This is a genomic window from Ornithinimicrobium flavum, assembly GCF_004526345.1.
Taxonomy (GTDB): Bacteria; Actinomycetota; Actinomycetes; order Actinomycetales; family Dermatophilaceae; genus Ornithinicoccus; species Ornithinicoccus flavus.
The window spans coordinates 787,772-811,041 of the sequence record NZ_CP038213.1; the positions used below are offsets into that span (position 1 = coordinate 787,772).

The 23,270-nt window shown below is 73.7% G+C and carries 12 protein-coding genes and 1 pseudogene; 6 read left to right on the forward strand and 7 right to left on the reverse strand.

Translation table 11 applies throughout. The annotated features are described in order from the left end of the window. Positions 1 to 16 precede the first annotated feature (16 nt). Complete coding sequence (locus E3Z34_RS03695) at positions 17 to 1,345, reverse strand: AI-2E family transporter (protein ID WP_238695336.1); 1,329 nt, start codon at positions 1,343 to 1,345, stop codon at positions 17 to 19. 10 nt (positions 1,346 to 1,355) lie between these two features. Continuing rightward, a complete protein-coding gene (gene mce / locus E3Z34_RS03700) occupies positions 1,356 to 1,832 on the reverse strand; it encodes a methylmalonyl-CoA epimerase (protein ID WP_134772511.1) in 477 nt (158 codons plus the stop codon). 101 nt (positions 1,833 to 1,933) lie between these two features. On the opposite strand from mce, the gene E3Z34_RS03705 reads away from it, so the two are divergent. From E3Z34_RS03705 to E3Z34_RS03730, 6 genes are all read left to right on the forward strand, one after another. Continuing rightward, positions 1,934 to 3,466: an amidohydrolase gene (locus E3Z34_RS03705; RefSeq protein WP_134772512.1), complete on the forward strand. Its 1,533-nt coding sequence runs from the start codon at positions 1,934 to 1,936 to the stop codon at positions 3,464 to 3,466. A 124-nt stretch (positions 3,467 to 3,590) separates the two neighbouring features. Beyond that, positions 3,591 to 4,790, forward strand: coding sequence for an acetyl-CoA C-acetyltransferase (locus E3Z34_RS03710; protein ID WP_134772513.1), 1,200 nt, complete (start codon positions 3,591 to 3,593; stop codon positions 4,788 to 4,790). 20 nt (positions 4,791 to 4,810) lie between these two features. Beyond that, positions 4,811 to 5,776, forward strand: a complete 966-nt coding sequence (gene meaB, locus E3Z34_RS03715) for a methylmalonyl Co-A mutase-associated GTPase MeaB (RefSeq protein ID WP_134772514.1) — start codon at positions 4,811 to 4,813, stop codon at positions 5,774 to 5,776. Between the two features lie 1,977 nt (positions 5,777 to 7,753). After that, the gene (locus E3Z34_RS03720; protein ID WP_134772515.1) at positions 7,754 to 8,272 is read left to right on the forward strand and encodes a GNAT family N-acetyltransferase; all 519 of its coding nucleotides are present in this window, start codon (positions 7,754 to 7,756) and stop codon (positions 8,270 to 8,272) included. A gap of 79 nt (positions 8,273 to 8,351) precedes the next feature. Then, entirely contained in the window at positions 8,352 to 9,572 is a 1,221-nt protein-coding gene (locus E3Z34_RS03725) for a hypothetical protein (protein ID WP_134772516.1), read from the forward strand. A 30-nt stretch (positions 9,573 to 9,602) separates the two neighbouring features. Then, on the forward strand, positions 9,603 to 10,622 hold the full coding sequence (locus E3Z34_RS03730) for a co-chaperone YbbN (protein WP_134772517.1): 1,020 nt from the start codon (positions 9,603 to 9,605) through the stop codon (positions 10,620 to 10,622). A gap of 55 nt (positions 10,623 to 10,677) precedes the next feature. Here the strand turns inward: E3Z34_RS03730 and pgm are convergent, their stop codons facing one another. The 5 genes and pseudogenes from pgm to glgX all read right to left on the reverse strand — a co-directional run bounded on the left by pgm (position 10,678) and on the right by glgX (position 23,219). Then, complete coding sequence (pgm, locus tag E3Z34_RS03735; protein WP_202977119.1) at positions 10,678 to 12,333, reverse strand: phosphoglucomutase (alpha-D-glucose-1,6-bisphosphate-dependent); 1,656 nt, start codon at positions 12,331 to 12,333, stop codon at positions 10,678 to 10,680. A gap of 10 nt (positions 12,334 to 12,343) precedes the next feature. Further along, on the reverse strand, positions 12,344 to 17,227 hold the full coding sequence (gene glgB, locus E3Z34_RS18125) for a 1,4-alpha-glucan branching protein GlgB (RefSeq protein ID WP_134772519.1): 4,884 nt from the start codon (positions 17,225 to 17,227) through the stop codon (positions 12,344 to 12,346). Further along, a pseudogene (gene treS / locus E3Z34_RS03745) lies at positions 17,224 to 18,946 on the reverse strand (maltose alpha-D-glucosyltransferase). The gene glgB and the pseudogene treS overlap by 4 nt, the downstream one beginning before the upstream one ends. Before the next feature lie 12 nt (positions 18,947 to 18,958). Then, positions 18,959 to 21,046, reverse strand: a complete 2,088-nt coding sequence (locus tag E3Z34_RS03750) for an alpha-1,4-glucan--maltose-1-phosphate maltosyltransferase (protein WP_134772520.1) — start codon at positions 21,044 to 21,046, stop codon at positions 18,959 to 18,961. Positions 21,047 to 21,056: 10 nt separating this feature from the next. Further along, positions 21,057 to 23,219 (reverse strand): glycogen debranching protein GlgX, encoded by a 2,163-nt coding sequence (glgX, locus tag E3Z34_RS03755; protein WP_134772521.1) that lies wholly within the window; start codon positions 23,217 to 23,219, stop codon positions 21,057 to 21,059. Between the last annotated feature and the right edge of the window lie 51 nt (positions 23,220 to 23,270).

Below are 23,270 nucleotides of genomic sequence, written 5' to 3' on the forward strand. Positions count from 1 at the left end.
GGCTAGCAGGGCCCGGCTAGCGGGTGTCCTGGCGCGGCACGAGGACCTCCTCGTAGATCAACAGCAGCCCGGCGGCGACGGGGATGGCGACGAGGGCACCGAGCACGCCCAGGAGGGTGCCGCCGGCGAGCACCGCAACCACGGTGACCGCGCCGGGGACCGAGACCGTGCGCTTCATGATGCGCGGGACGATCCAGTAGTTCTCGATCTGCTGGTAGACGACGTAGTAGACCAGGACGACCAGGGTGGTCGTGGGGGACACGGTCAGGGCCGCCAGGGCCACGATGACCGCCCCCAGCGTGGCGCCGACGAGCGGGATCAGCCCGAGCAGCCCGACCGAGACGGCCAGGATGGCGGCGTAGGGGATGTCCAGGACCTGCATCATGAGCCAGGAGCACACCGCGTTGACCGTCGCGACGGTGGCCTGCCCGAGGGCGTAACCACCGACGCGGCGCATGATCTCCTCGGCCAGCCGTCGGACGCCTGGGCGCCGGCTGGCGGGGACGAGGTGGTAGGACGCCTCCTTCACCACCGGGAGCGTCGCCAGCAGGTAGAGAGTCAGGATGGCCGAGGTCACGACCCCGACCAGGCTTCCGGCCACCCAGCCGGCGGCGCCCAGCACGCCGCCGAACAGGGCGGTCCACGTGGTGCGGTCGGTCAGGAGCTGGTCCACCTCGGCGGTGACCCGCTGGGTGACCTGGTAGTCCTCGTCCATCGCGACGACCCACGGCATCGACGCGAGGTCCTCCAGGGCGGCAGGTGCGCTCTCCACCAGGGAGATCGCCTGCCCCACGACGCCCGGAAGCAGGGTCAGGGCGGCCACGCCGGTCACCGTGAGGAAGCCGGCGAAGACGAGGAACACGCTCGCCGGGCGGCTCCAGCCGCGACGGCTCAGCCACTCCACGAGGGGGTTGAGCGCCAGGGTGAGGAAGAGGGCGACGGCCAGGACGGTCAGGACGGAGGACAGCCGGGTGAGGTTCTGGACCAGGAGCCAGGCCAGCAGCACCCCGAGCGCCCCGGAGAAGCCGACGTAGAAGGGGGACAGCGAGAAGAGCGACCCCGGTCTCGCCTCGCCCCCGGCCCCCGGCACAGGTGCCCGGACCGGGCTGCCGTCCGGCTCGGAGGTGCGGTGGATCTGCTCCCAGAGCTCGGACTGCAGCCGGTTGCTCTCGTCCAGCAGCGCCCGCTGCCGGACCCGGAAGTCCTGCCAGCGGCGGACCGCCCGGACCCCGGCGCGGGGCAGGGCGGCCGGTGCCCGCCGCAGGCGCACGAGCGCACCGGCCGGCGGACGACCTCCGTCGGGGGGCTCGTCCGGGGTGGTCCGCAGCTGCTCCTGGGCCGTCACCGGCAAGGGCTCACGTGGCGGGCTCGACCAGCTCCACCAGGACGCCACCGGCATCCTTGGGGTGGATGAAGTTGATGCGGGAGCCGGCGGTGCCGGTGCGGGGGCGGTCGTAGAGCAGGCGCAGGCCGCGCTCGCGCAGCAGCCGGCTCACGGCCTCGATGTCGCTCACGCGGTAGGCGAGCTGCTGCAGCCCCGGCCCGTTGCGGTCCAGGAACCGGGCGATCGTGGACTCCGGACCGGTCGGCGCCAGCAGCTGGAGCATCGTCGTCCCGTTGCCGCCGTGGGGCTCGGGGCTCCCCACGGCGATCATCGCCTCCCTCACCCCCTGGGCCTCGTTGGTCTCCTCGTGCGCCAGGCGGTGCCCCAGCACCTCGCAGTGGAAGCGGATGGCCTCGTCGAGGTCGGGCACGGCGATCCCCACGTGGTCGATCGCCAGCAGGAACGGTGCGACCGCGTCGCCGGCGCCGGAGGTGGGCGTGTCGCTCATGCCCCCACCGTAGGCCGCGGGACCGACGGACCCGGGGCGCCTCCCCGGGGTGTCGCGCCGGCCGTGCGGTCCCGGCCCCGGGAGAGCACTAGCATCCCCTCATGCCAGACCTGCTCGTGCGCGACGTCCGTGTCGTCCCCCTCGACCCGGAGGCCGCGGCGACGCCGGCCGAGCCGGTCGACGTGCTGGTGCGCGACGGGCGGATCCATGCCGTCGGCCCGGACGTGCGAGAGCGCCCGGAGGCGGAGGGGGTCCCCCTCCTGGACGGCGGCGGCCGGTATGCCGTGCCCGGCCTGTGGGACCAGCACGTCCACATGGTGCAGTGGGGGCTGACCCGCACCCGGCTGGACACGTCCGGGACCTCCAGCCCGCAGGAGGTCCTCGACAAGGTCGCGGCGCGCATCGTCGACGGCGTCGGCACGCCGACCGGAGTGCTCGTCGGCTACGGCCACCGGACCGGCCGCTGGGCCGAGCGCCCGACCGTCGCCGCGCTCGACGCCGTCAGCGGTGAGGTGCCCGTGGCCCTCATCAGCGGGGACGCCCACCACGGGTGGCTAAACACCGCGGCCCTGCGCCTCGTGGGCGGCCCGATGGTCCCCGGGGTCGTCTCCGAGGGTCTCTGGTTCCCGCTCTACGACCGGCTGCAACGGCTCCACGGCGCCGAGGAGGAGGCCGAGCTCGGTGTGGCACGGGCCATCGCCGAGGCCCACACCCGGGGCGTCGTCGGCATCGTTGACCTGGAGTTCGGCCATCCCTGGCGGCAGTGGCGCGAGCGGGCCGCGGAGGGACGACCGCCCCTGCGCGCCCGCACCGGCGTCTACCCGGAGGGCCTGGACGAGGTGATCGCCTCCGGGGCCCGCACCGGCGACCCCGTCCGGGCCACCGACGGACTGGTGACGATGGGCCCCCTCAAGGTGATCACGGACGGGTCGCTGAACACCCGCACCGCCTGGTGCTGCCAGCCCTACGCCGACGCCGGCGGCTCCGAGCTCCCCGTCGGCGCACCCAACCTGCCGGCCGACGAGCTGGTCGACCTCGTCCGCCGCGCGCACGAGGCCGGCCTGGAGGCGGCGCTGCACGCCATCGGCGACGCCGCCGTCGCCATGGTCCTGGACGTCTTCGCCGCCACCGGCGCGAGCGGATCGGTCGAGCACGCCCAGCTCCTCGCCCTCGCCGACCTCCCCCGGTGGGCCGCCCTGCCCGGGCGCGTCCGCGCCAGCGTGCAGCCGGCGCACCTGCTCGACGACCGCACCGTCACCGAGCAGTGCTGGCCCGACCGGACCGACCGCACCTTCCCGCTGCGCTCCCTGCTCGAGGCGGGGGTCGAGCTCTCGCTCGGGTCGGACGCCCCGGTCTCGGCGCTCGACCCCTGGCTCGCCATGGCCGCGGCCGTGCACCGGGGCGACCCGGAGGGGGAGAACTGGCACCCTGAGCAGGCGATCACGCCCCGGCAGGCGCTCGCCGCGTCCGTGGACGGGCAGCGGGCGGCCCCCGGGGGCAGGGGGGACCTGGTCCTGCTGGACGCGGACCCGACCGGCCTGCCCGGCGCGTCCACGGGTGAGCAGGCGCGGCTGCTGCGGGACACCACCGTCAGCGCGACGGTCCTGGACGGGGCCGTGGTCCACGGCGGCTGAGGCCTGCGCCCCGCAGGCTCGGGTGCGCCGTCGGGCCTGTCGGTTCGCAGGGCTAGAGTGGCAAGGAGCGCGGCACACAGCCCGCGGGCACCCTGACCACCACTGCTGCTGGAGGCACCGCACCATGTCCGAGACCACCTCCGTCCTCGTCGCCGGGGCACGCACCCCGATGGGCCGTCTGCTCGGTTCGCTCTCCGGATTCTCCGGCGCCGACCTGGGCGGCGTCGCGATCAGGGGGGCCCTGGAGAAGGCCGGCCTCACCGGTGACCAGGTGGACTACGTGATCATGGGCCAGGTGCTCACCGCAGGGGTGGGCCAGATCCCGGCACGGCAGGCCGCCGTCAAGGGTGGCATCCCCATGGACGTGCCCGCCCTGACCATCAACAAGGTCTGCCTGTCCGGCATCGACGCCATCGCCCTGGCCGACCAGCTCATCCGCGCCGGCGAGGTGGAGGTGGTCGTCGCCGGTGGCCAGGAGTCGATGACCAACGCCCCGCACCTGCTGGAGAAGTCACGTTCGGGGTACAAGTACGGCGACGTCACGGTGCGCGACCACATGGCCTACGACGGCCTCTGGGACGCCTTCACCGACCAGGCCATGGGAGACCTCACCGAGGCCGCCAACACGGCCGACCAGGAGTTCAGCCGCGAGGAGCAGGACGCCTTCGCCGCCCGGAGCCACCAGCGCGCCGCCTCGGCCTGGGAGAACGGCCTGTTCGACGACGAGGTGGTGCCGGTCTCGATCCCCCAGCGCAGGGGCGACCCGGTCGAGTTCCGCACCGACGAGGGCATCCGTCCCGAGACGACCGTGGAGTCGCTGGCCGCGCTCCGCCCCGCCTTCCGCAAGGACGGCACCATCACCGCCGGCTCGGCCTCCCAGATCAGCGACGGGGCCGCGGCGGTCGTGGTGATGAGCAAGGCCAAGGCCCAGGAGCTGGGGCTGTCCTGGCTCGCCGAGATCGGGGCGCACGGGATCGTCGCCGGCCCCGACTCCACCCTGCAGAGCCAGCCCGCCCGCGCCATCGCGGCCGCCTGCAAGAAGGAGGGCATCGAGCCCACCGACCTGGACCTCGTCGAGATCAACGAGGCGTTCGCGGCCGTGGGGCTGGCCTCCACCCAGGAGCTCGGCCTCGACCCGGAGAAGGTGAACGTCAACGGTGGCGCCATCGCCCTGGGCCACCCGATCGGGATGTCCGGCGCCCGGATCCTGCTGCACCTGGCCCTGGAGCTGCAGCGGCGTGGCGGTGGCGTGGGTGCCGCGTCCCTGTGCGGCGGCGGGGGCCAGGGCGACGCCCTCATCGTGCGCGTCCCCTCCGGCGCCTGAGCGCCCCCGGCCGGCACCAGATGCGGTCCCGCCGCGACGTCGATGTCCCCGCGCTGGTCGAGCAGGCCAGGGCGGGGAGTCCGCGCGCCGTGGCCCGGCTGATCACGCTGGTCGAGAACGCCGACCCCCGGCTCCGGGAGGTCATGGCCGCGCTGGCGCCGCACACCGGGCAGGCGCGGGTGATCGGGCTGACCGGCAGCCCGGGCGTGGGCAAGTCCACGACCACCTCGATGCTCGTGACCGGACTGCGCGCCCGAGGGCTGCGTGTCGGGATCCTGGCGGTCGACCCCTCCAGCCCGTTCTCCGGGGGTGCGCTGCTGGGTGACCGGATCCGTCTGGCCGACCACGCGCTCGACCCCGGCGTCTACATCCGCTCGATGGCCTCCCGCGGACACCTCGGCGGACTCGCCTGGGCGACCCCCCAGGCCCTCCGGGTGCTCGACGCGGCGGGGTGCGACGTCATCCTGGTCGAGACCGTCGGGGTCGGCCAGAGCGAGGTCGAGGTCGCAGGCCTCGCCGACACGACGCTGGTGCTGCTGGCACCGGGGATGGGTGACGGCGTGCAGGCCGCCAAGGCCGGCATCCTGGAAATCGGTGACGTCTTTGTGGTCAACAAGGCCGACCGGGAGGGGGCGGACGCCACGGTGCGCGACCTGCGTCACATGATCTCCCTGGGGGACCGGACCGAGCCGGGGCTGTGGCGCCCCCCGGTGCTGAAGACGGTGGCGGAGCGCCGCGAGGGGCTCGAGGAGCTGCTTGAGGCACTGGACCGGCACGAGGCGTGGATGGACGACCGCGGCGAGCGGGCCCGCCGGCGCGCCGAGCGGGCCGCCCGGGAGGTGGAGGCGATCGCCCTGTCCGAGCTGCGGTCCCGGATGGGGGACGTGCGGGGGAACGGCGTGCTGCAGCGCGTCACCGCGGAGGTGGTGGCCGGCCGGACGGACCCGTATGCCGCGGCGGAGCAGGTGATCGCGGGGCTCACCTGAGCCCCTGGTGCTAGCGTCCGACGGAGCCAGGGGAAGGAGGCGGACTCGTGGAGCTCCGGATCGCGGTCGACCTGGGCCGGCACGCCGTCACGACGGCGGCGACCCGCATCCCCGTCCACGGGCACCCGGTGACCACCTCGACGCCCACCCTGGCATGGGTGGGGCCGCAGGGGACGGTGCGCTGCGGCGTCCAGGCGCAGGTCGCGGCGCGGCGCGACCCCGCAGGGGTGGTCGAGGGCTGGGTCGAGCGGCTCTTCTCGGTCCGTGTGCTCTCGGTGGACGAGGAGGACGGGCTCTCCTGGCGCGCGGCGGACCTGCTCGCCCGGCTCGTCGAGGACCCGCTGCGGGTCTCGGTGCTCGGGCTGGGCGCACGCCCGGACGAGGTCACCCTCGTGGAGGTGCTGCTCGTGGTCCCCCACGGGTGGATCGAGGCCCAGACCAGAGCGGCCGAACGGATTCTGGCCGAGGAGGTGGAGACGCTGTGCCCGGCGGCCGAGGTCGACGTCCTGACCGTCCCCGCAGCCCGTGCCCTCGCGTCCAGGCTCCCGGGGGAGCGGAGCGGCGAGGACGCTCTAGGGGAAGGTGCGGCAGCGGGGGCGGGGGCAGCCCTCGTGCTCGACGTCGGGGCCCAGGCGACCACCCTGCATCTGATCGACGAGCACGGCGACCCCGTGCGCACCGAACGGCTCCCCGGCCTCGGCGGCGACCGGCTCGACGACCGTCTGCTCGCCGTGGTCACCGAGCGGGTCGGCGGCGTCGGCCCCGACGGGGGTGAGGGGTCGGCCCGGCTACGGTCGGCCGTCGCCGACGCGCGCGAGCAGCTGTCGAGCCAGGAGGCCGTCGACATCCCGGTCGAGAAGGGACCCGCGGAGCGCGAGCACGTCGGGGAGGGGGAGCCGCAGACGCGCGGGCAGGCGGCGGGGGCCGTCGCCCTCGTCCAGCTCACCCGGCCCGAGCTGACGGCCCTCGTCGAGGAGGACCTCGTCGAGCTCGTCGCGGCGGCCCGCGACCTGACCGACCCCGTCCTGCCCGGCCGGGTCCTGCTGGTCGGCGGGGTCGCAGCCACCCCCTCCCTGCTCCGGATCGTCGAGACCGGCCTGGCCCCCGACGGAGGCGGTCCTCCCCCTGCCGTGCTGCGGGACCCGTCCCCCAGCCTGGCGGCCGTCCTCGGGGCGCTCAGCCTCGCCGAGAGCCAGGACCGCGCCTGGTGGAGCGGGGCACCTACCGAGGTCGTCGGCGCCGCAGCGGCGGGGGGACGCGACCGTCGTCCGCTGCTGGCGACCGCCGGGGCCGTCGCCGTCCTGCTCGTCGGTGCCCTAGCGGTGGCGGCCCTCCAGCTCGGCGGGGACGAGGACCCGCCCGGGGGCACCGACCCGCCCCCGGCGGGGGTGACCTCGACCAGCAGGACCTCGGGCGGTCCGTCCACGACCGGACCGGCCGTGGCGACCTCCGGACCCACGGCACGCACGAGCACGGCGACGACGGATCGCTCGACCGCGACGAGCTCGCCGTCCTCGGACCTGCCGTCGATCCCGCCGGCCGAGCCGGACCCGGTGGGTCCGACCGACCCCGATCCCCCGGTCCTCCCGAGCCCGGTGCTGCCGCCCCCCTCCCACCCGCCCCCGTCCCGCCGGCGCCCGTCCCGCCTGTCCCCGCACCCCCGGCGCCCGTCCCCACCGCCACCGAGACGGTCCCCGTGCCGCCGGAGCCGACGCCTCCACCGACGGAGCCCGACCCGACGCCGCCACCGACCCAGCCGACGCCGCCACCGACGGAGCCGACGCCGCCACCGACCCAGCCGACGCCGCCACCGACGGAGCCTGACCCGACGCCGCCACCGACCCAGCCGACGCCGCCACCGACCCAGCCGACGCCGCCACCGACGGAGCCCGGCCCGACGCCGCCACCGACCGCCCCGGCACCCGTCCCTCCACCGACGACACCGCCCACCGTCCCGCCTGACACGGAGCCCGCCCCATGACCAGCCCCTCCACCTACGACCTGCGCCGTCCCCGGGCGGCGGACGCCCCCGGGTTCGCGGCGCTGCACGCGCGGATCTGGCGGATCACCTACCGAGGCCTGATGAGGGAGAGCGTGCTCGAGGAGCTCTCGGCCGCCACGTTCCTGCCCATGTGGGAGGCCATCGGGGCTGCCTACGACGAGGGCCGTGTCCCTCCGGACGGGAGGGAGCTCTGGGTCGCCACGCTCGAGCAGGAGCCCGCGGGGTTCCTCCTGTTCGGGCCGCCGCGGGAGGAGGACGCGCCGGCGCCGAGGCAGCTGTGGGCGCTCAACGTCGATCCCGACCACCACGGGTCCGGGTTGGCGCAGCGGCTGCTGGACGAGCTGCTCGGGGCCGGACCGGCCTACCTGTGGGTCGCCGAGGGCAACGACCGGGCGATCCGCTTCTACCGGCGCAACGGCTTCGAGCTCGACGGCACGAGGGCTCCCGACGACCGCGACGGTCTGGTCGAGCTACGGATGGTGCGGCCCTCCTGACCTGCAGGACACCCCCACGCGCGCCTACCTGAGAAAACGCTGATTTCGCGCATCGGGCAGCCATGTTTACCATTTCGTTATGAAGCTTTCTCGTCCTACCCTCGCGCTCGCCCTGAGCTCGGCCCTGTTCCTGTCCGCCTGCTCCGGTGACGGGGAGGTCGTCGAGCCCACCTCCGGATCGTCCGCCGCCGGCGCCTCGCAGGCGTCGGCCGACGGCGCCGACGGCACCACGGCCGCCGACGCGGCGACGGCGACCACGGGCGAGGACGCGGGTGCGACCTCCGACGGCACCGACGTCGCCGGCAGCACCGACGCCGCCGGCAGCACCGACGTCGCGGCCGGCACCGGGGGTGCCGGGGGGACGGACGACGCCGCCGGCACCACGGTCGCCATGACCGCGGACGAGGACCGGGCGGCCCTGCCGCTCGCGGAGGCCGAGGAGGCCGCCCGGACGATCCTCACCGCCCGGATGAAGGCCGACCAGGGGGACGGCCGCGAGATCCGTGACCTGCAGCGCGCCTCCCTCATGGAGAGCGCCCGCACGGCCCACGAGGCGGCCGACCGCCTGGAGTCCGTCACCGGGGAGCCCGCCGAGGTCGACCTGGAGGAGAACCCGGTCGAGCCCAACGTCCTGGCGATCAGCCGCGAGGACGGCGAGCTGCCGATGTTTCTCCTGGTCCAGACGGTGCCCGAGGAGGGTCTGCCCGTCCTGCACCTCCTGGAGAGCCGGACCGGGGAGACCAAGGACTTCCGGATCAGCTGGGAGGCGCCCATGCTCCCCGGCACCGAGGTCCCCACCTTCGACGCCCGCTCGGTCGGGACCCCGGTCCTGCGCAGCGGCAAGGGGGACCTGCAGATCGCCCCGCGTGACCTGCTTAAGCAGCTCGCGGTCCTGGTCACATACCCCACCCAGGAGGACCTGCCCGACTTCCGGACCCACGACTACGCGCCCAGCGTGCGCCGCGCCGCGCAGGAGCAGGCCGAGGCGGTGGGCGGACGGGCCACGCTGCAGGAGAAGAACTGGCTGGTCTCGGACGACACCAAGACCCTGCTCTTCGAGGACGGGAGCGCCTTCGTGATGGGCACCCTCCTGCGCGACACCCAGTTCCGGGTGGTGGACGGCAACGCCCTGAGCCCCTCCGACAGCTTCCGGGTCTTCCAGGACAGCGGCACGCTGGAGAACGAGGCGGTGCTGCGCACGAGCGTCTTCGTCGGTATGCGCGCCGGCACCGAGGAGAACCCGTTCAAGCCCGAGATGATCGCGGCCCGCGAGCAGCTCGTCGACGCCTGGGGTTCCTGACCCGGGGCCGGCACCGCATACCCTGAGGGCATGACCCAGCAGCCTTTCACCTCCGCCGCGCTGCGCGGTGCCGTCGACCTGTCCGGGCTCGGGGCCCGGCCCGCCCCCTCCGGGGGTCAGCCTCCGGCCGGGGGCCAGGCCGGCGCGTCCCCGTCGGGGCAGGAGGGCGGCGTCCCGGGACGTCGGGGTGCGCTCGTGCACGCCACCGACGCCACCTTCGAGTCGGTGGTCAACGCCAGCCTGACCACCCCGCTCGTCCTCGTGCTCTGGACCCCGCAGGTGCCGGAGTCGCTGCAGCACCTGCGGGAGCTGGCGCAGGCTGCCCGCGACCAGCAGGGTCGCTTCCAGGTGGTCGGGGTCGACCTGGGCGCGAACCCGGGGGTCATGCAGGCGCTCACCCCGATCCTGCAGCAGGTCTTCGGTCAGGTGAGCGCCCTGCCCGTGGTGATGGGTCTGCTCGGTGGTCAGCCGATGCCGTTCTACCTCGGCCTGCAGCCGATGGGGCAGGTGCAGCAGCTGCTGGAGAAGTTCCTCGAGGCCGCCGTCACCAACGCGATCACCGGACGGGTCGACGTCAGCGGCGATGCCGGTGACGACGCGACCGCCGCGGGGGAGGAACCGCAGGATGAGGGGGAGCTGCCGCCGCTGCACCAGGAGGCCTACGACGCCATCGACCGTGGCGACTGGGCCGCGGCTGTGGACGCCTACGAGCGGGCGCTCGCGCAGGACCCGGGCGACGAGATGGCCCGGCTGGGGCTGGGTCAGGTCAAGCTCCTGGAGCGGACCAGCCACCTCGACCTCGTGGCCGTCCGCGCCGCGGCCGCCGAGCGCCCCGACGACGTCCAGGCGCAGATCGAGGCCGCCGACCTCGACCTCGTCGGTGGTCACGTCGAGGACGGTTTCCTGCGGCTGGTGGACACGGTGCGCCGCACCAGCGGCGCCGACCGCGACCGGGCCCGGACGCACCTGATCGAGCTCTTCGACGTCATCGGGTCCCACGACCCGCGCGTCGCCAAGGGCCGGCAGGCCCTCATGAGCGCCCTCTTCTGACGAGGCGGGCGCCGGCTCGCTCGGGAGGGACTGGGACCCGGACGGGGCGGGCTGCTCAGCCCTCCAGGGCCGCGTCGACCAGGCGCTGGGCGTCGGCCTGCACCTCGGCGAGGTGCTCGGGGCCCCGGAAGCTCTCGGCGTAGATCTTGTAGACGTCCTCGGTGCCCGAGGGGCGCGCCGCGAACCACGCGCTCGCGGTGGTGACCTTCAGGCCGCCGATGGCGGCACCGTTGCCCGGGGCCTCGGTCAGGACCGCCTCGATCGGCTCGCCCGCGACCTCGGTGGCGGGGACGTCGTCGGCCGACAGCTTCTTCAGCTTGGCCTTCTGCTCCCGGCCGGCCGGGGCGTCCACCCGGGCGTAGGCGGGCTCACCGTGCTCGGCGACGAGCTCGGCATACCGCTGCGACGGGGTGCGCCCGGTCCGGGCGATGATCTCGGCGGCCAGCAGGCACAGGATGATGCCGTCCTTGTCCGTGGACCAGACCGACCCGTCGCGGCAGAGGAAGGAGGCTCCCGCCGACTCCTCGCCGCCGAAGCCGATCGTGCCCTCCAGCAGCCCGGGCACGAACCACTTGAAACCGACCGGCACCTCCAGCAGCTCCCGGCCGAGCGACTGGGCGACCCGGTCGATCATGGAGGAGCTGACCAGGGTCTTGCCGACCGCGGCCTCCGCCGGCCAGTCGGGGCGGCCGCCGCCGTAGAGGTAGTCGATCGCGACGGCGAGGTAGTGGTTCGGGTTCATCAGCCCACCGTCGGGGGTCACGATGCCGTGCCGGTCGGCGTCGGCGTCGTTGCCGGTGGCCACGTCGAAGCCGGCCCCGCCCTCCATCGCGGTGATGAGGGAGGCCATGGCGTCGGGGGAGGAGCAGTCCATCCGGATCCTGCCGTCCCAGTCCAGGGTCATGAAGGACCAGGCGGGGTCGACCTCGGGGTTGACGACGGTGAGGTCGAGCCCGTGCTCGCGGGCGATGGCCGCCCAGTAGTCCACCGCGGCACCACCCAGGGGGTCGGCCCCGATGCGGACGCCCGCCTCGCGGATCGCCTCCACGTCGATGACCCGCGGGAGCGCCCGGACGTACTCGCCCATGAAGTCATGACCCGTGGCCCGTGCGCGCGCCTCCTCGAAGGGGACCCGCTCGACCCCCCGCAGCCCCGCCCGCAGCAGCTCGTTGGCGCGGTCGGCGATCCACCCGGTGGCGTCGGTGTCGGCAGGGCCACCGTGGGGCGGGTTGTACTTGAACCCGCCGTCTCGTGGCGGGTTGTGCGAGGGGGTGACGACGATCCCGTCCGCCTCGTCCCGCGCACCCTCCGTCTCCCGGTTATGGGCCAGGATCGCCCTCGAGATCGCCGGCGTCGGGGTGTAGCCGTCGCCGGAGTCCACCCGGACGTCGACGTCGTTCCCGACGAGCACCTCCAGGGCGCTGCGCCAGGCCGGCTCGGACAGCGCATGGGTGTCCCGTCCCAGGAAGAGCGGCCCGTCGATCCCCTGGCTCCGCCGGTGGTCGACGATCGCCTGGGTGGTCGCCAGGATGTGCTGCTCGTTGAAGGCGCCGTCCAGCGAGCTGCCCCGGTGCCCGGAGGTGCCGAAGGCGACCTGCTGGTCCAGGTCGTCCGGGTCGGGGACGATGCCGGTGTAGGCGGCCAGCAGTTCCTCGACGTCGATGAGGTCCTGCGGCTGGGCCGGCTGCCCGGCCCGCTCGTGACGTGCCACGGTCTGCTCCTTAGCTGGGGTCGCTGCCCCGGTCGGTCGATCCGGTGGCGGGCCCGGCCCCGGGGCCGCCGTTCCCCGTCGGCTCGTCGAGGTCGTGGTCCTGCTCCGGGGTGACCCCGAAGGTGAGGAAGGCCTCGTCGTCGGCCGTCGTCGGCGCTCCCGCGACCCCCGCGGCGGCGGCGTCGCCGCTGCCGTCCAGGTCGACCGGCTCGCCCTCGGCGTGGTCGATCGGCTGGCCACCCTCGGTGACGAAGGGGTGGTCCTCCGGCAGCTCGCCGTGGGCGAGCTCGACCGTCGAGCCGTCGCCGAGGTCGCTCGTGGCGTCCTCCGGCGTGACCTCCTCATCCGTGGCGTCCTCGCCCGTCGCGTCCTCGGCCGTGGCGTCCTCGCCCGTCGCGTCCTCGCCCGTCGCGTCCTCGGCCGTGGCGTCGCCCGTCGCGTCCTCGGCCGTGGCGTCGACCGTCGCGTCCTCGGCCGTGGCCTCCTCGCTCGTGATGCTCGCCCAGTCCTCCTGGTGCACGGACTCGGGCTCGAGCACGACGGCACCGTAGGCGGGGACGGTGACCATGGCCGACCAGGGCTGACGCTGGTGCGCGTGGTCGACGGTCTCGACGCCACCCAGGTTGCCGGTCCCGGCACCGCCGTAGACCTCGGCGTCGGTGTTGAGGACCTCCCGCCAGCGGCCGCCGTAGGGCAGGCCCGTGTGGACGGTGTGGGTCAGCCCGCTGAAGTTGACGAGCACCGCCACGACCGGGCGCAGCCCGTCCGGGTCCTCGTTGCCCCACCGCAGGTAGCTGTAGGTGTTGTGCGAGGCATCGTTGGCGTCGAGCCAGGTGAAGCCGTCGGCGTGGTGGTCGATCTCCCACAGGGCCGGCAGCTCGCGGTAGATGCGGTTCAGGTCGCGCACCAGGGTCTGCACGCCGGCGTGCTCGGGGCGCTGGAGCAGCTCCCAGGACAGTGAGCCCTCCTCGGCCCACTCGCGGACCTGCGCGAACTCCGAGCCCATGAAGAGCAGCTGCTTGCCCGGGTGCGTCCACTGGTAGGCGAGGAAGGCGCGGGTGGTCGCGAACTTCGCCCAGGCGTCCCCGGACATCTTGCGCACCAGGGATCCCTTGCCGTGCACGACCTCGTCGTGGCTGACCGGGAGGATGTACTTCTCCCCGAAGGCGTAGACGATGGAGAAGGTCAGGGCCTGGTGGTGGTGCCCGCGGGCCCACGTGGACTCCCCGACGTAGCTGAGGGTGTCGTGCATCCACCCCATGTTCCACTTGAAGCCGAAGCCCAGGCCGCCCTCGTCGGTGGAGGCCGTGACGCCCGGCCAGGAGGTGGACTCCTCGGCGATCATCACGACCCCGGGGCTGCGCCGGTATGCGGTGGCGTTGGCCTCCTGCAGGAGGGCCACCGCCTCGAGGTTCTCCCGGCCGCCGTGCTGGTTGGGCAGCCACTGACCGGGCTGCCGCGAGTAGTCGAGGTAGAGCATGGAGGCCACCCCGTCCACCCGCAGGCCGTCGGCGTGGAACTCCTCGAGCCAGTAGGTGGCGTTGGCGACCAGGAAGTTGCGCACCTCCGGTCGGCCGTAGTCGAAGATGTAGGAGCCCCACTCGGGGTGCCAGCCCTTGCGCGGGTCCGGATGCTCGTAGATCGGCGTGCCGTCGAAGCGGGCCAGCGCCCAGGGGTCGGTCGCGAAGTGGCCCGGAACCCAGTCCAGGATGACCCCGACACCGGCGCAGTGCAGCCGGTCGATGAGGTAGCGCAGGCCGTCCTCGTGGCCGAACCGGCTGTCCGCCGCGTAGTACCCGGTGACGTGGTAGCCCCAGGACCCGCCGTAGGGGTGCTGCATGACCGGCATGAACTCCACGTGGGTGAAGCCCAGGGAGGAGACGTGGTCGACCAGCTCGTCGGCCAGCTCCTCGTACCCCAGGCCCTGCTTCCAGCTGCCCAGGTGCACCTCGTAGATGCTCATCGGCCCGTGGTGGACGTCGGTGGCCTTCCGGGCCTCCATCCACTGGGCGTCGCCGTGGCTCCACCGGTGGCGGCTGACGGTGACGACCGAGTTGTTGAAGGGAGGCACCTCGGAGGCCCGTGCCATCGGGTCGGCCTTGGCCCGGCGCACGCCGTCGGGGCCGGTGATGTCGTACTTGTAGTGGGCGCCCTCCCGGACGCCGGGGACGAAGAGCTCCCAGACGCCCACGTCGTCATGGGCGCGCAGGGCGTGCGTCGCGCCGTTCCAGCCGTTGAAGTCGCCGATGACGTGCACGGCGATCGCGTTCGGGGCCCAGACGGCGAAGCGGGTGCCGGTCACCTCGCCCAGGTCGTCCCGGACCGTGATGACGTGGGAGCCGAGGGCGCGCCACAGCTCCTCGTGGCGACCCTCGCCGATGAGGTGCAGATCGGTCGCCCCCAGGCTGGGGCCGTGGCGGTAGGCCTCGTCGAGCACCCGGCGACGCCCGCCGGACGCGACGTGCAGTCGGTAGGCGGGGACGGTCTCCTCGGGCAGCACGGCCACCCAGATCCCGCCCGTCTCGTGGCTCATGGGCACCGTGCGGCCACCGGGCAGGAGCACGGTGACGTCGTCCGCCTCGGGCTGCAACGTGCGGATCGTGACGTGGCCGTCGTGCTCGTGCGCCCCGAGGAGGGCGTGGGGGTTGCGGTGCATGCCGTGCACGACGTCCGTGGCCTCCTCGAGGTCCAGCGGGCGGGTGTGCGGCGGCGCGGGCTCCGTGGGCGGGTCGAGCGGCTGGCGGACGGTTCGCGCGGGGCCGTCACCGCCCGGGCGACCCCCGGCGCTCGTCCCGGCGCCACGGGTGCCCGGGGCCGTCGGGCCGTCGCCCCCGGGCAGCACGATCGCGCCGGTGACGATCTCGGGGGAGGAGGTCGCCTCCTCCCAGGCGACGGTCCGCGCCTGCTCGGGGTCGTGCACCTGGCCCGACCAGCCGCTGGCGGCGAGGGTGCGGGGCCCCCCGACCTCGGTCTCGCGGAGGACGCCCGGCGTGCGACCGGGGAGGTCGTCCAGGGCGAGGAGCATCTCGGCCGGCGGGGGGACGGGCGCGTGGGGGACGCCACCGCTGGCCGGGACCCCCCGGGGCACCAGCTGCTCGTCGGTCCCCGCCGCGATCTCCGCGTGGCCGGTGCCGGGCTCGACGTCGGCGGCTCCGGTGTCGACGTGGTTGTCCGCGGCGGGGCTGCCGAGGGCCGCGGCGTCGATCGGGCCGGCGTGGCCCTCGCTGCCGTCGTCGGGCGTGGCGGCCCCGTGGTCGTCCCGCCCTTCGTCGGCGGGTGCGTCGATCCGGGTGCTGGTGCCGGTCCCGGTGCTGACTGTGTCCTCGTCCACGCTCTCCTCGTCCGCGCTCTCCTCGTCCGCGGTGTCGTCGTCCGCGGTGTCGTCGTCCAGGGTGTGCTGTCCCGCGGCCCCGGTCCCGACGGCGCCCTCGTCCGTGGGGAGCGCGCCGGCGAGGCGCGTCTCCTGGTGCCTCGACGGGTCGTCCGCGGCGCGGTGCCGGCCCTGCGGGCCGTCGGCCGAGGGGGCGATGAGGGAACCGGTCAGCCGCTCCACGGCCGCGACCGGGATCGGGACCCAGTCGGGGCGGTTGCGGGCCTCGTAGGACGCCTCGTACAGCGCCTTGTCCAGCTCAAGCGCGTCGAGCAGCAGCCGCGCCCCGGGTGAGGACAGGTCCTCGCCGGAGGCCTCGGCATACCCCTGCAGGAAGGCCTCCCGGGCCGAACGGACCCATTCCTCGTGCTCACCCTCACCGGCGAGACGGACCGAGGCGGCCGCGTAGTCGAAGGAGCGGAGCATCCCGGCGACGTCCCGCAGCACCAGATCGGGGGCGGTGCGGTCGGCGAGCGGACGCAGCGGCTCGCCCTCGAAGTCGACCAGGACCCATCCGCGGCCGGGAACGCGCAGGACCTGGCCGAGGTGGTAGTCCCCGTGCACGCGCTGCAGGTCCGGAAGGTCGGCGGACCCGAGCTCGGCGTAGACCGCCTCCACGGCGTCGCGGTAGGCCGCCAGGGCGGGGACGTCGGCGAAGGCCTCCTGCGCGCGCTGCCGCATACGGTCCAGCAACGTGGTGCGCCCGTCGTCGTCGGGGGTGGTGGTGCCGAAGGACCGGCGCAGGGCGGCGTGCACCTCGGCGGTGGCGGCCCCCAGCTCCCGGGCGTGCTCGGTGAAGTCGTCGTCGGTGCGGCAGGCCTGGAGCGCGCCGACCCAGGCGTCCTGCGTCTCCGGCAGGAACTCCTGGGCGAAGGCGAGGTGGCCGCTGGCCTCCGTGCCGTCGGTGGTGGACCAGCGGCCCTCGACGTAGCCGATGGGGCCCGGCACCTGCCGGGACCCGGCCAGGGTGATCGCGGTCGGCACCGTGACGTCCGGGTTCTCACCCGGCTGCAGCACCCGGAAGACCTTGATGATGACCGGCCGGGTCTCGCCGTGCGCCTCGACCACGATGGAGGTGTTGGACTGCTCACCGGACAGGACGCGGGAGCTGCGCAGCGCGGGGGCCGACCCGCCGGCCACGACCCGCCGGGCCCGCGCGGACGGGACGTCGGACTCGGCATACATCTGCTGCAGGAGGACCTGGGCGAAGACCGGGTCGTGGGTGGCGTCGTAGATGTAGCGGGTGCCCAGCTCGTCGTGCTCGGCGGTCGCGACGAGCGCGTCGGCCAGGAAGTCGACGGCCTCGGCCCGGTAGGAGAGCGGCACCTGGTAGACGACCGGCTCGGGGCCGGACTCGTCCAGGACCAGGTGGTCCTCCAGCCCGACCTCGCCGAAGGGGTCCTCCCACCGGATGGCGCCGATGCGCCGCAGGCGGGGGGCACCGGTGGTCTTGCCCCGGTACCACCGCTGGCGGGCCACCCAGTCGGGCAGGAACTCCTCGAACGACGGGGTCAGGGTGCTCATGAGGACTCCTCTGTGACGGGGGTGAGGCCGAGCCAGTAGAACCCTCGGGACCCGAGGGTGAGGGAGACCGTGCCGTCGGCCCCGATGTCGCGGAAGCCGAGGCCGCCGAAGAGGTCGCGGACGGCGGCCCCGTGCAGCCGCTCCTGCACCGAGACGGTCACCGCCTGGGGGCGGGAGGACAGGTTCATCGCGCACAGCACGGCCGGGTGGCCCTCGCGGCCCTCGGTCTCGCCCTCGGGCAGGACGCGTGCGAAGGCCAGCACGGCGTCGTTGTCCGACCCGCAGGGGACGTAGTCACCCAGGCCGAAGACCTCGTGCTGGCTGCGGACGCTCAGCATGCCGCGGGTCCAGTGCAGCAGGGAGGAGCCGCTGGCCATCTGGGCCTCGACGTTGACGTTGTTGTAGTGGTAGACGAGCGAGGAGATGACCGGGAGGTAGAGCTTGCCGGGGTCCGCGGTCGAGAACCCGGCGTTGCGGTCCGGGGTCCACTGCATCGGGGTGCGCACCGCGTCGCGGTCGGTGAGCCAGATGTTGTCGCCCATCCCGATCTCGTCGCCGTAGTAGAGGCACGGGGAGCCGGGCAGCGACAGCAGCAGGGCGTTGATGAGCTCGATCTCGCTGCGCGAGTTGTCCAGCAGCGGGGCCAGCCGGCGGCGGATGCCGACGTTGGCCCGCATGCGCGGGTCGGGGGCGTACCAGCCGTACATCGCCGACCGCTCCTCGGCCGAGACCATCTCCAGGGTGAGCTCGTCGTGGTTGCGCAGGAAGGTGCCCCACTGGGTGCCCGCCGGGATGGCCGGTGTCTCCTCCATGACCCTCACGATGGGCTCGGCCTTCTCCTCGCGCAGCGCGTAGTAGAGGCGGGGCATCACGGGGAAGTGGAAGCACATGTGGCACTCCGGCGCCTCCTCCGTGCCGTAGTAGTCCACGACCTCGGCCGGCATCTGGTTGGCCTCGGCGAGCAGGACGCGCCCCGGGTACTCCTCGTCCACCATGGCGCGCAGGGCGGCCAGGAACTCGTGGGGGCGGTCCGGGGAGGTTCTCGCAGTTGGTGCCCTCCTCCTCGAAGAGGTAGGGCACCGCGTCGAGCCGGAAGCCGTCGATGCCCAGGTCCATCCAGAACCGGACGACGTCGAACATCGCCTCCTGCACGGCGGGGTTCTCGAAGTTGAGGTCGGGCTGGTGGGAGAAGAAGCGGTGCCAGAAGAACTGGCGCCGCACCGGGTCGAAGGTCCAGTTCGAGGTCTCGGTGTCGACGAAGATGATGCGGGCGTCCGCATACTTCTCATCGGTGTCGGACCACACGTAGAAGTCGCCGTACGGGCCCTCGGGGTCCGAGCGCGAGGCCTGGAACCACGGGTGCTGGTCGCTCGTGTGGTTCATCACCAGGTCGGTGATGATCCGGATGCCGCGGGCGTGCGCCTGGCTGATGAGCTCACGGAAGTCCGGCAGGGTGCCGAACTCGGGCAGGACGGCCGTGTAGTCCGCCACGTCGTAGCCGCCGTCGCGCAGCGGCGAGGCGTAGAAGGGGGGCAGCCAGATGCAGTCCACCCCCAGCCACTGCAGGTAGTCCAGCCGGTTCAGCAGCCCGGTGAAGTCGCCCGACCCCGAGCCGGTGGAGTCGTCGAAGGCCCTGACGAGCGCCTCGTAGAAGACCGCCTTGCGGAACCAGTCCGGGTCGTTCTTGAGGCCGGGCTGGTGCAGGTTCAGGCCGCGCATCTGTTCTCTCTCTCAGGCGGTCGTGACGTGGACGATGTGGACCGGCTCGTGACCGTATCCCGGCCCCAGCTGCACGGTGGGGCTGCCGTCCCAGACCCAGCGGGCGCCGGTGACCAGGTCGTGGGCCGCGAAGCGGTGCCCGTGGTCCAGGCCCAGCCCGAGGTCCGGGAGCGACAGGTGCAACCGGGTGGTGCGCACGGTGAAGGGGTCGAGGTTCGCGACCACGATGACGGTGTCCTGCTCCGAGCCGTCCCCGGCGCCGCCGCCGTGCTTGGAGAAGACCAGGACGTTCTCGTCGTCGGCGGAGTGGAAGGTGATGTTGCGCAGCCAGTGCAGGCTGGGGTGCTCGGCGCGGATCCGGTTCAGGGTGGTGAGCCACCCCGTCAGGTCCTCCCGCCCCTCGACGTGCTCGCCCCAGCGGCGGTCCTTGAACTCGTACTTCTCGTTGTCGACGTGCTCCTCGGCACCCGGCCGCGGGACCCGCTCCACGTGCTCGAAGCCCGCGTAGATGCCGTAGGTCGGCACCAGGGTGGCCGCGAGGGCGGACCGGACGAGGTGGGCGGTCAGGCCGCCCTGCTGCATGTACGGCGTGAGGATGTCGTGCGTCGTCGGCCAGAAGGAGGGGCGCATGTAGTGCGCGGTCTCCGTCGCGAGCTCGGTGACGTAGTCGCGCAGCTCGGCCGCGGTGTTGCGCCACGCGTAGTAGGTGTAGGACTGCTGGAAGCCGACCTTGGCCAGGGTGCGCATCATCATCGGCTTGGTGAAGGCCTCCGCCAGCCAGATGACCTCGGGGTGGTCCACGGCGACGTCGGCGATGAGCCACTGCCAGAACTCCACCGGCTTGGTATGGGGGTTGTCGACGCGGAAGACCTTCACCCCGTGGTCGATCCACACCTGGATGACGCGCCGCACCTCGGCGTAGATCGCCTCGGGGGCGTTGTCGAAGTTGAGGGGGTAGATGTCCTGGTACTTCTTCGGCGGGTTCTCCGCGTAGGCGATGGTGCCGTCGGCCCGGGTGGTGAAGAACTCGGGGTGCTCGGTGGCCCACGGGTGGTCGGGGGAGGCCTGCAGGGCGAGGTCGAGCGCCACCTGCAGGCCCAGCTCCTCCGCCCGCGCGACGAAGGCGTCGAAGTCCTCGAAGTCGCCCAGCTCGGGGTGCAGGGCGTCGTGCCCACCCTCGGGCGAGCCGATGGCGTAGGGGGACCCGGGGTCGTGCTCCTGCGCCTCCAGGGAGTTGTTGCGACCCTTGCGGTTCGTGGTGCCGATCGGGTGGACCGGGGTGAGGTAGACGACGTCGAAACCCATCCGGGCGATGGCGGGCAGTCGCTCCGCCGCCGTGGCGAAGGTGCCGGTGGTCCACAGCCCGGTGGCCGGGTCGCGGCGGGCGCCCTCGGACCGGGGGAAGATCTCGTACCACGCGCCGGTGAGGGCCAGCGGGCGCTCCACCCACCACGTGTAGGTGGGGCTCGCGCTCACCGCGTCACGCAGGGGAGCGTCCGTGAGGATCTGCTCGACCTGCGGGCTCAGCCCGGCCTGGAGACGGTCCTCGACGGGCAGCGCGCTGCGGCGCAGCCGGTCGATGGCCTCCTCGAGCACACGGGTGTCCTGCGCGGACCGCTCGACCTCGTCCAGGGCGCGCTCCAGGACCCGGGCCCCCTCCTCGAGCATGAGCTCGACGTCGACCCCGGCGCGCACCTTGACCGGCCCGTCGTGGTGCCAGGTGCCGTAGGGGTCGGACCACCCCTCCACGCGGAAACCCCATACCCCCTCCCGGTCGGCCGAGACCACCGTCCGCCAGTGGGAGAGCCCCTCGTTGACGCACCGCATCGGCACGTGGTGCTCGCCGCCGTCCGGGTCGATGAGGACGGCGGTCGCGTTGACGGCGTCGTGCCCCTCCCGGAAGACCGTGGCCGAGAGCGGGAAGAGCTCCCCGACCACCGACTTCGTGGGCCGGCGTCCGCCGTCCACCACCGGCTCGACGTCGAGCACGGGGATGCGGCCGATCGGCTCCTGGCCGAAGACGGTGAGCACGGACAGGTCCGGCGGGGTGCTCGTGTTGGTGGGCGTGGACAGCTGGGGCGTGGTCGAGTCCTCGGTCACCGGGCCCACGCTACCGGTGATCCGGGAACGTCTCCACGTCGCGGTCGACGTCGGCGACGAGGACGGTGAGGCTGGTCGGCGACGTGGACCGCGCCGTGCCCGGCGCGAGCACCTCGCCCGGCTCCACGTCGGCCTCGCTGGTCCAGCGCAGGGTCCACGAGGCGACCCCGTCCACCCAGGGCGCGACGATCTCATCCCGGCTGAGCCCGCCGTGCAGGACCAGGGCCACGGCCTGCCGGTCGCCGTTGTGCAGGGAGTCGTAGACGGCCGTCACGGTGCGGCGCCAGGGGTCGGACCACTCCGTCTCGGTGAGGATGCCGGCCCACTCGTCGTACCAGCGCAGCCGCACCCGACCGGGGACGGCGTCGTAGAGCGGGAACTCGGCCGGGCGCAGCACGGGGAGCTCGCGCCGCAGCGCCAGCAGGTCGCGGACGTCCTCCAGCAGCTCGCGCTGCCAGGGCCGCAGGTCCCAGGAGAGCCAGGTGAGCTGGTTGTCCTGGTTGTAGGCGTTGTTGTTGCCCTCCTGGGTGCGACCGAGCTCGTCGCCGGCCAGCAGCATCGGGACGCCGGTGGAGAGCAGGGTGGTCGCCAGCAGGTTGCGGATGGACCGGTTGCGCGCCGCGAGGACGTCGGGGTCGTGGCTCGGGCCCTCCACGCCGTGGTTCCAGGAGCGGTTGTCGTCGTGACCGTCCCGGTTGTCCTCCCCGTTCACGTAGTTGCGCCGCGTCTCGTAGGCGGTGAGGTCGGCTCCGGTGAAACCGTCGTGGGCGGTCACGAAGTTCACCGAGGCCAGGGGGCCGCGGTCGTCCCGGGCGAAGAGGTCGGCGGAGCCGGCCAGCCGGGTGGCGAGGTCGCGTATGCCGTGGCCCGGCTGCCCCCGCAGGGCCCGGCCCACGTCGGCCAGCCAGAAGCTGCGGACGCCGTCGCGGTACCGGTCGTTCCACTCGGCGAAGGGCCCGGGGAACTGGCCGGTGCGCCAGCCGTGCACCCCGACGTCCCACGGCTCGGCGACCAGCTTGGTGCGGGACAGGACCGGGTCGGTCTGCAGGGCGACGAGGAAGGCGTGGTCCCGGTCGTAGGCGTCGTCGCGGCCCCGGGCGAGCGCCGGCGCCAGGTCGAAGCGGAAGCCGTCGACGTGGAACTCCTCCACCCAGTGCCGCATCGAGTCCAGCACCATGCGCGCGACCAGGGGCTCACGCACGTCGAGGGTGTTGCCGCAGCCGGTGACGTCGATGTCGCGGCCGCGGGCGTCGAGCCGGTAGTACGTCCGGTTATCCAGACCCCGCCAGGACAGGGTGGGGCCGTCCCACCCGCTCTGCTCGGCCGTGTGGTTGTAGACGACGTCGAGCAGCACCTCGATGCCGGCGGCGTGCAGGGCCTTCACCGCGGTCTTCACCTCGTCGACGACCCCCTGCGGGTCGGTGGCGGCGGCGTAGGCGGCGTGCGGGGCGAAGAAGCCCAGGGTGTTGTAGCCCCAGTAGTTGCTCAGGCCCTGGCGGACCAGGGCCGGCTCGGAGGTGAAGGCGTGCACCGGCAGCAGCTCGAGCGAGGTCACCCCCAGACCGGTGAGGTGCTCGATCACGGCGGGGTGGGCGAGCGCCGCATACGTGCCGCGCAGCTCCGGCGGGACGTCCGGGTGCCGCATGGTCAGCCCACGGACGTGGGCCTCGTAGACGACGGTGTCGGTCCACGGCACGTCCGGGTGTGCGTCCTGACCCCAGTCGAAGCGGCCGTGGTCGACCACGACCGACCGGGGCACGCACCCGGCCGAGTCCCGGCCGTCGGGGGTGGCGGCGTCCCCGACCCCCCGGTGGTCCACGGTGTGGCCGTACACCTCCGGGCCCCACCTCACCTCGCCCGCGACGGCGTGGGCGTAGGGGTCCAGGAGCAGCTTGGCAGGGTTGTGCCGGTGCCCGGCGTCGGGGTCCCAGGGGCCGTCGACCCGCAGGCCGTACCGCGTGCCGGGGACCAGCTCGGGGACCAGGTCCCACCAGATCCCGTAGGCCGTGCGGGTGAGCGGGATGCGGCGCTCGCCCTCGGCGTCCTCGAGACAGACGTGCACCGCGGTCGCGTGCCGGGCCAGGACCGCCAGCTCGGGGCCGGCGGAGGTCTGGGTGAGGCCGAGGGGCGGCGGCCGGTCCGTGCTGCGACGCGGTCTGATGCGGGGCGCCATGGGGGACACCTTAGGGAGCGCCCGGGCTGCGCGACCGCGCGGGGGAGTCGG

Bases quoted from the DNA above. Each gene is read 5' to 3' on its own strand.
- meaB (WP_134772514.1), top strand. From the start codon at position 4,811: ATGCGGTCCCGCCGCGACGTCGATGTCCCCGCGCTGGTCGAGCAGGCC.
- E3Z34_RS03720 (WP_134772515.1), top strand. From the start codon at position 7,754: ATGACCAGCCCCTCCACCTACGACCTGCGCCGTCCCCGGGCGGCGGAC.
- glgB (WP_134772519.1), bottom strand. From the start codon at position 17,227: ATGAGCACCCTGACCCCGTCGTTCGAGGAGTTCCTGCCCGACTGGGTG.
- glgX (WP_134772521.1), bottom strand. From the start codon at position 23,219: ATGGCGCCCCGCATCAGACCGCGTCGCAGCACGGACCGGCCGCCGCCC.
- E3Z34_RS03705 (WP_134772512.1), top strand. From the start codon at position 1,934: ATGCCAGACCTGCTCGTGCGCGACGTCCGTGTCGTCCCCCTCGACCCG.
- E3Z34_RS03710 (WP_134772513.1), top strand. From the start codon at position 3,591: ATGTCCGAGACCACCTCCGTCCTCGTCGCCGGGGCACGCACCCCGATG.
- mce (WP_134772511.1), bottom strand. From the start codon at position 1,832: ATGAGCGACACGCCCACCTCCGGCGCCGGCGACGCGGTCGCACCGTTC.
- E3Z34_RS03725 (WP_134772516.1), top strand. From the start codon at position 8,352: ATGAAGCTTTCTCGTCCTACCCTCGCGCTCGCCCTGAGCTCGGCCCTG.
- E3Z34_RS03730 (WP_134772517.1), top strand. From the start codon at position 9,603: ATGACCCAGCAGCCTTTCACCTCCGCCGCGCTGCGCGGTGCCGTCGAC.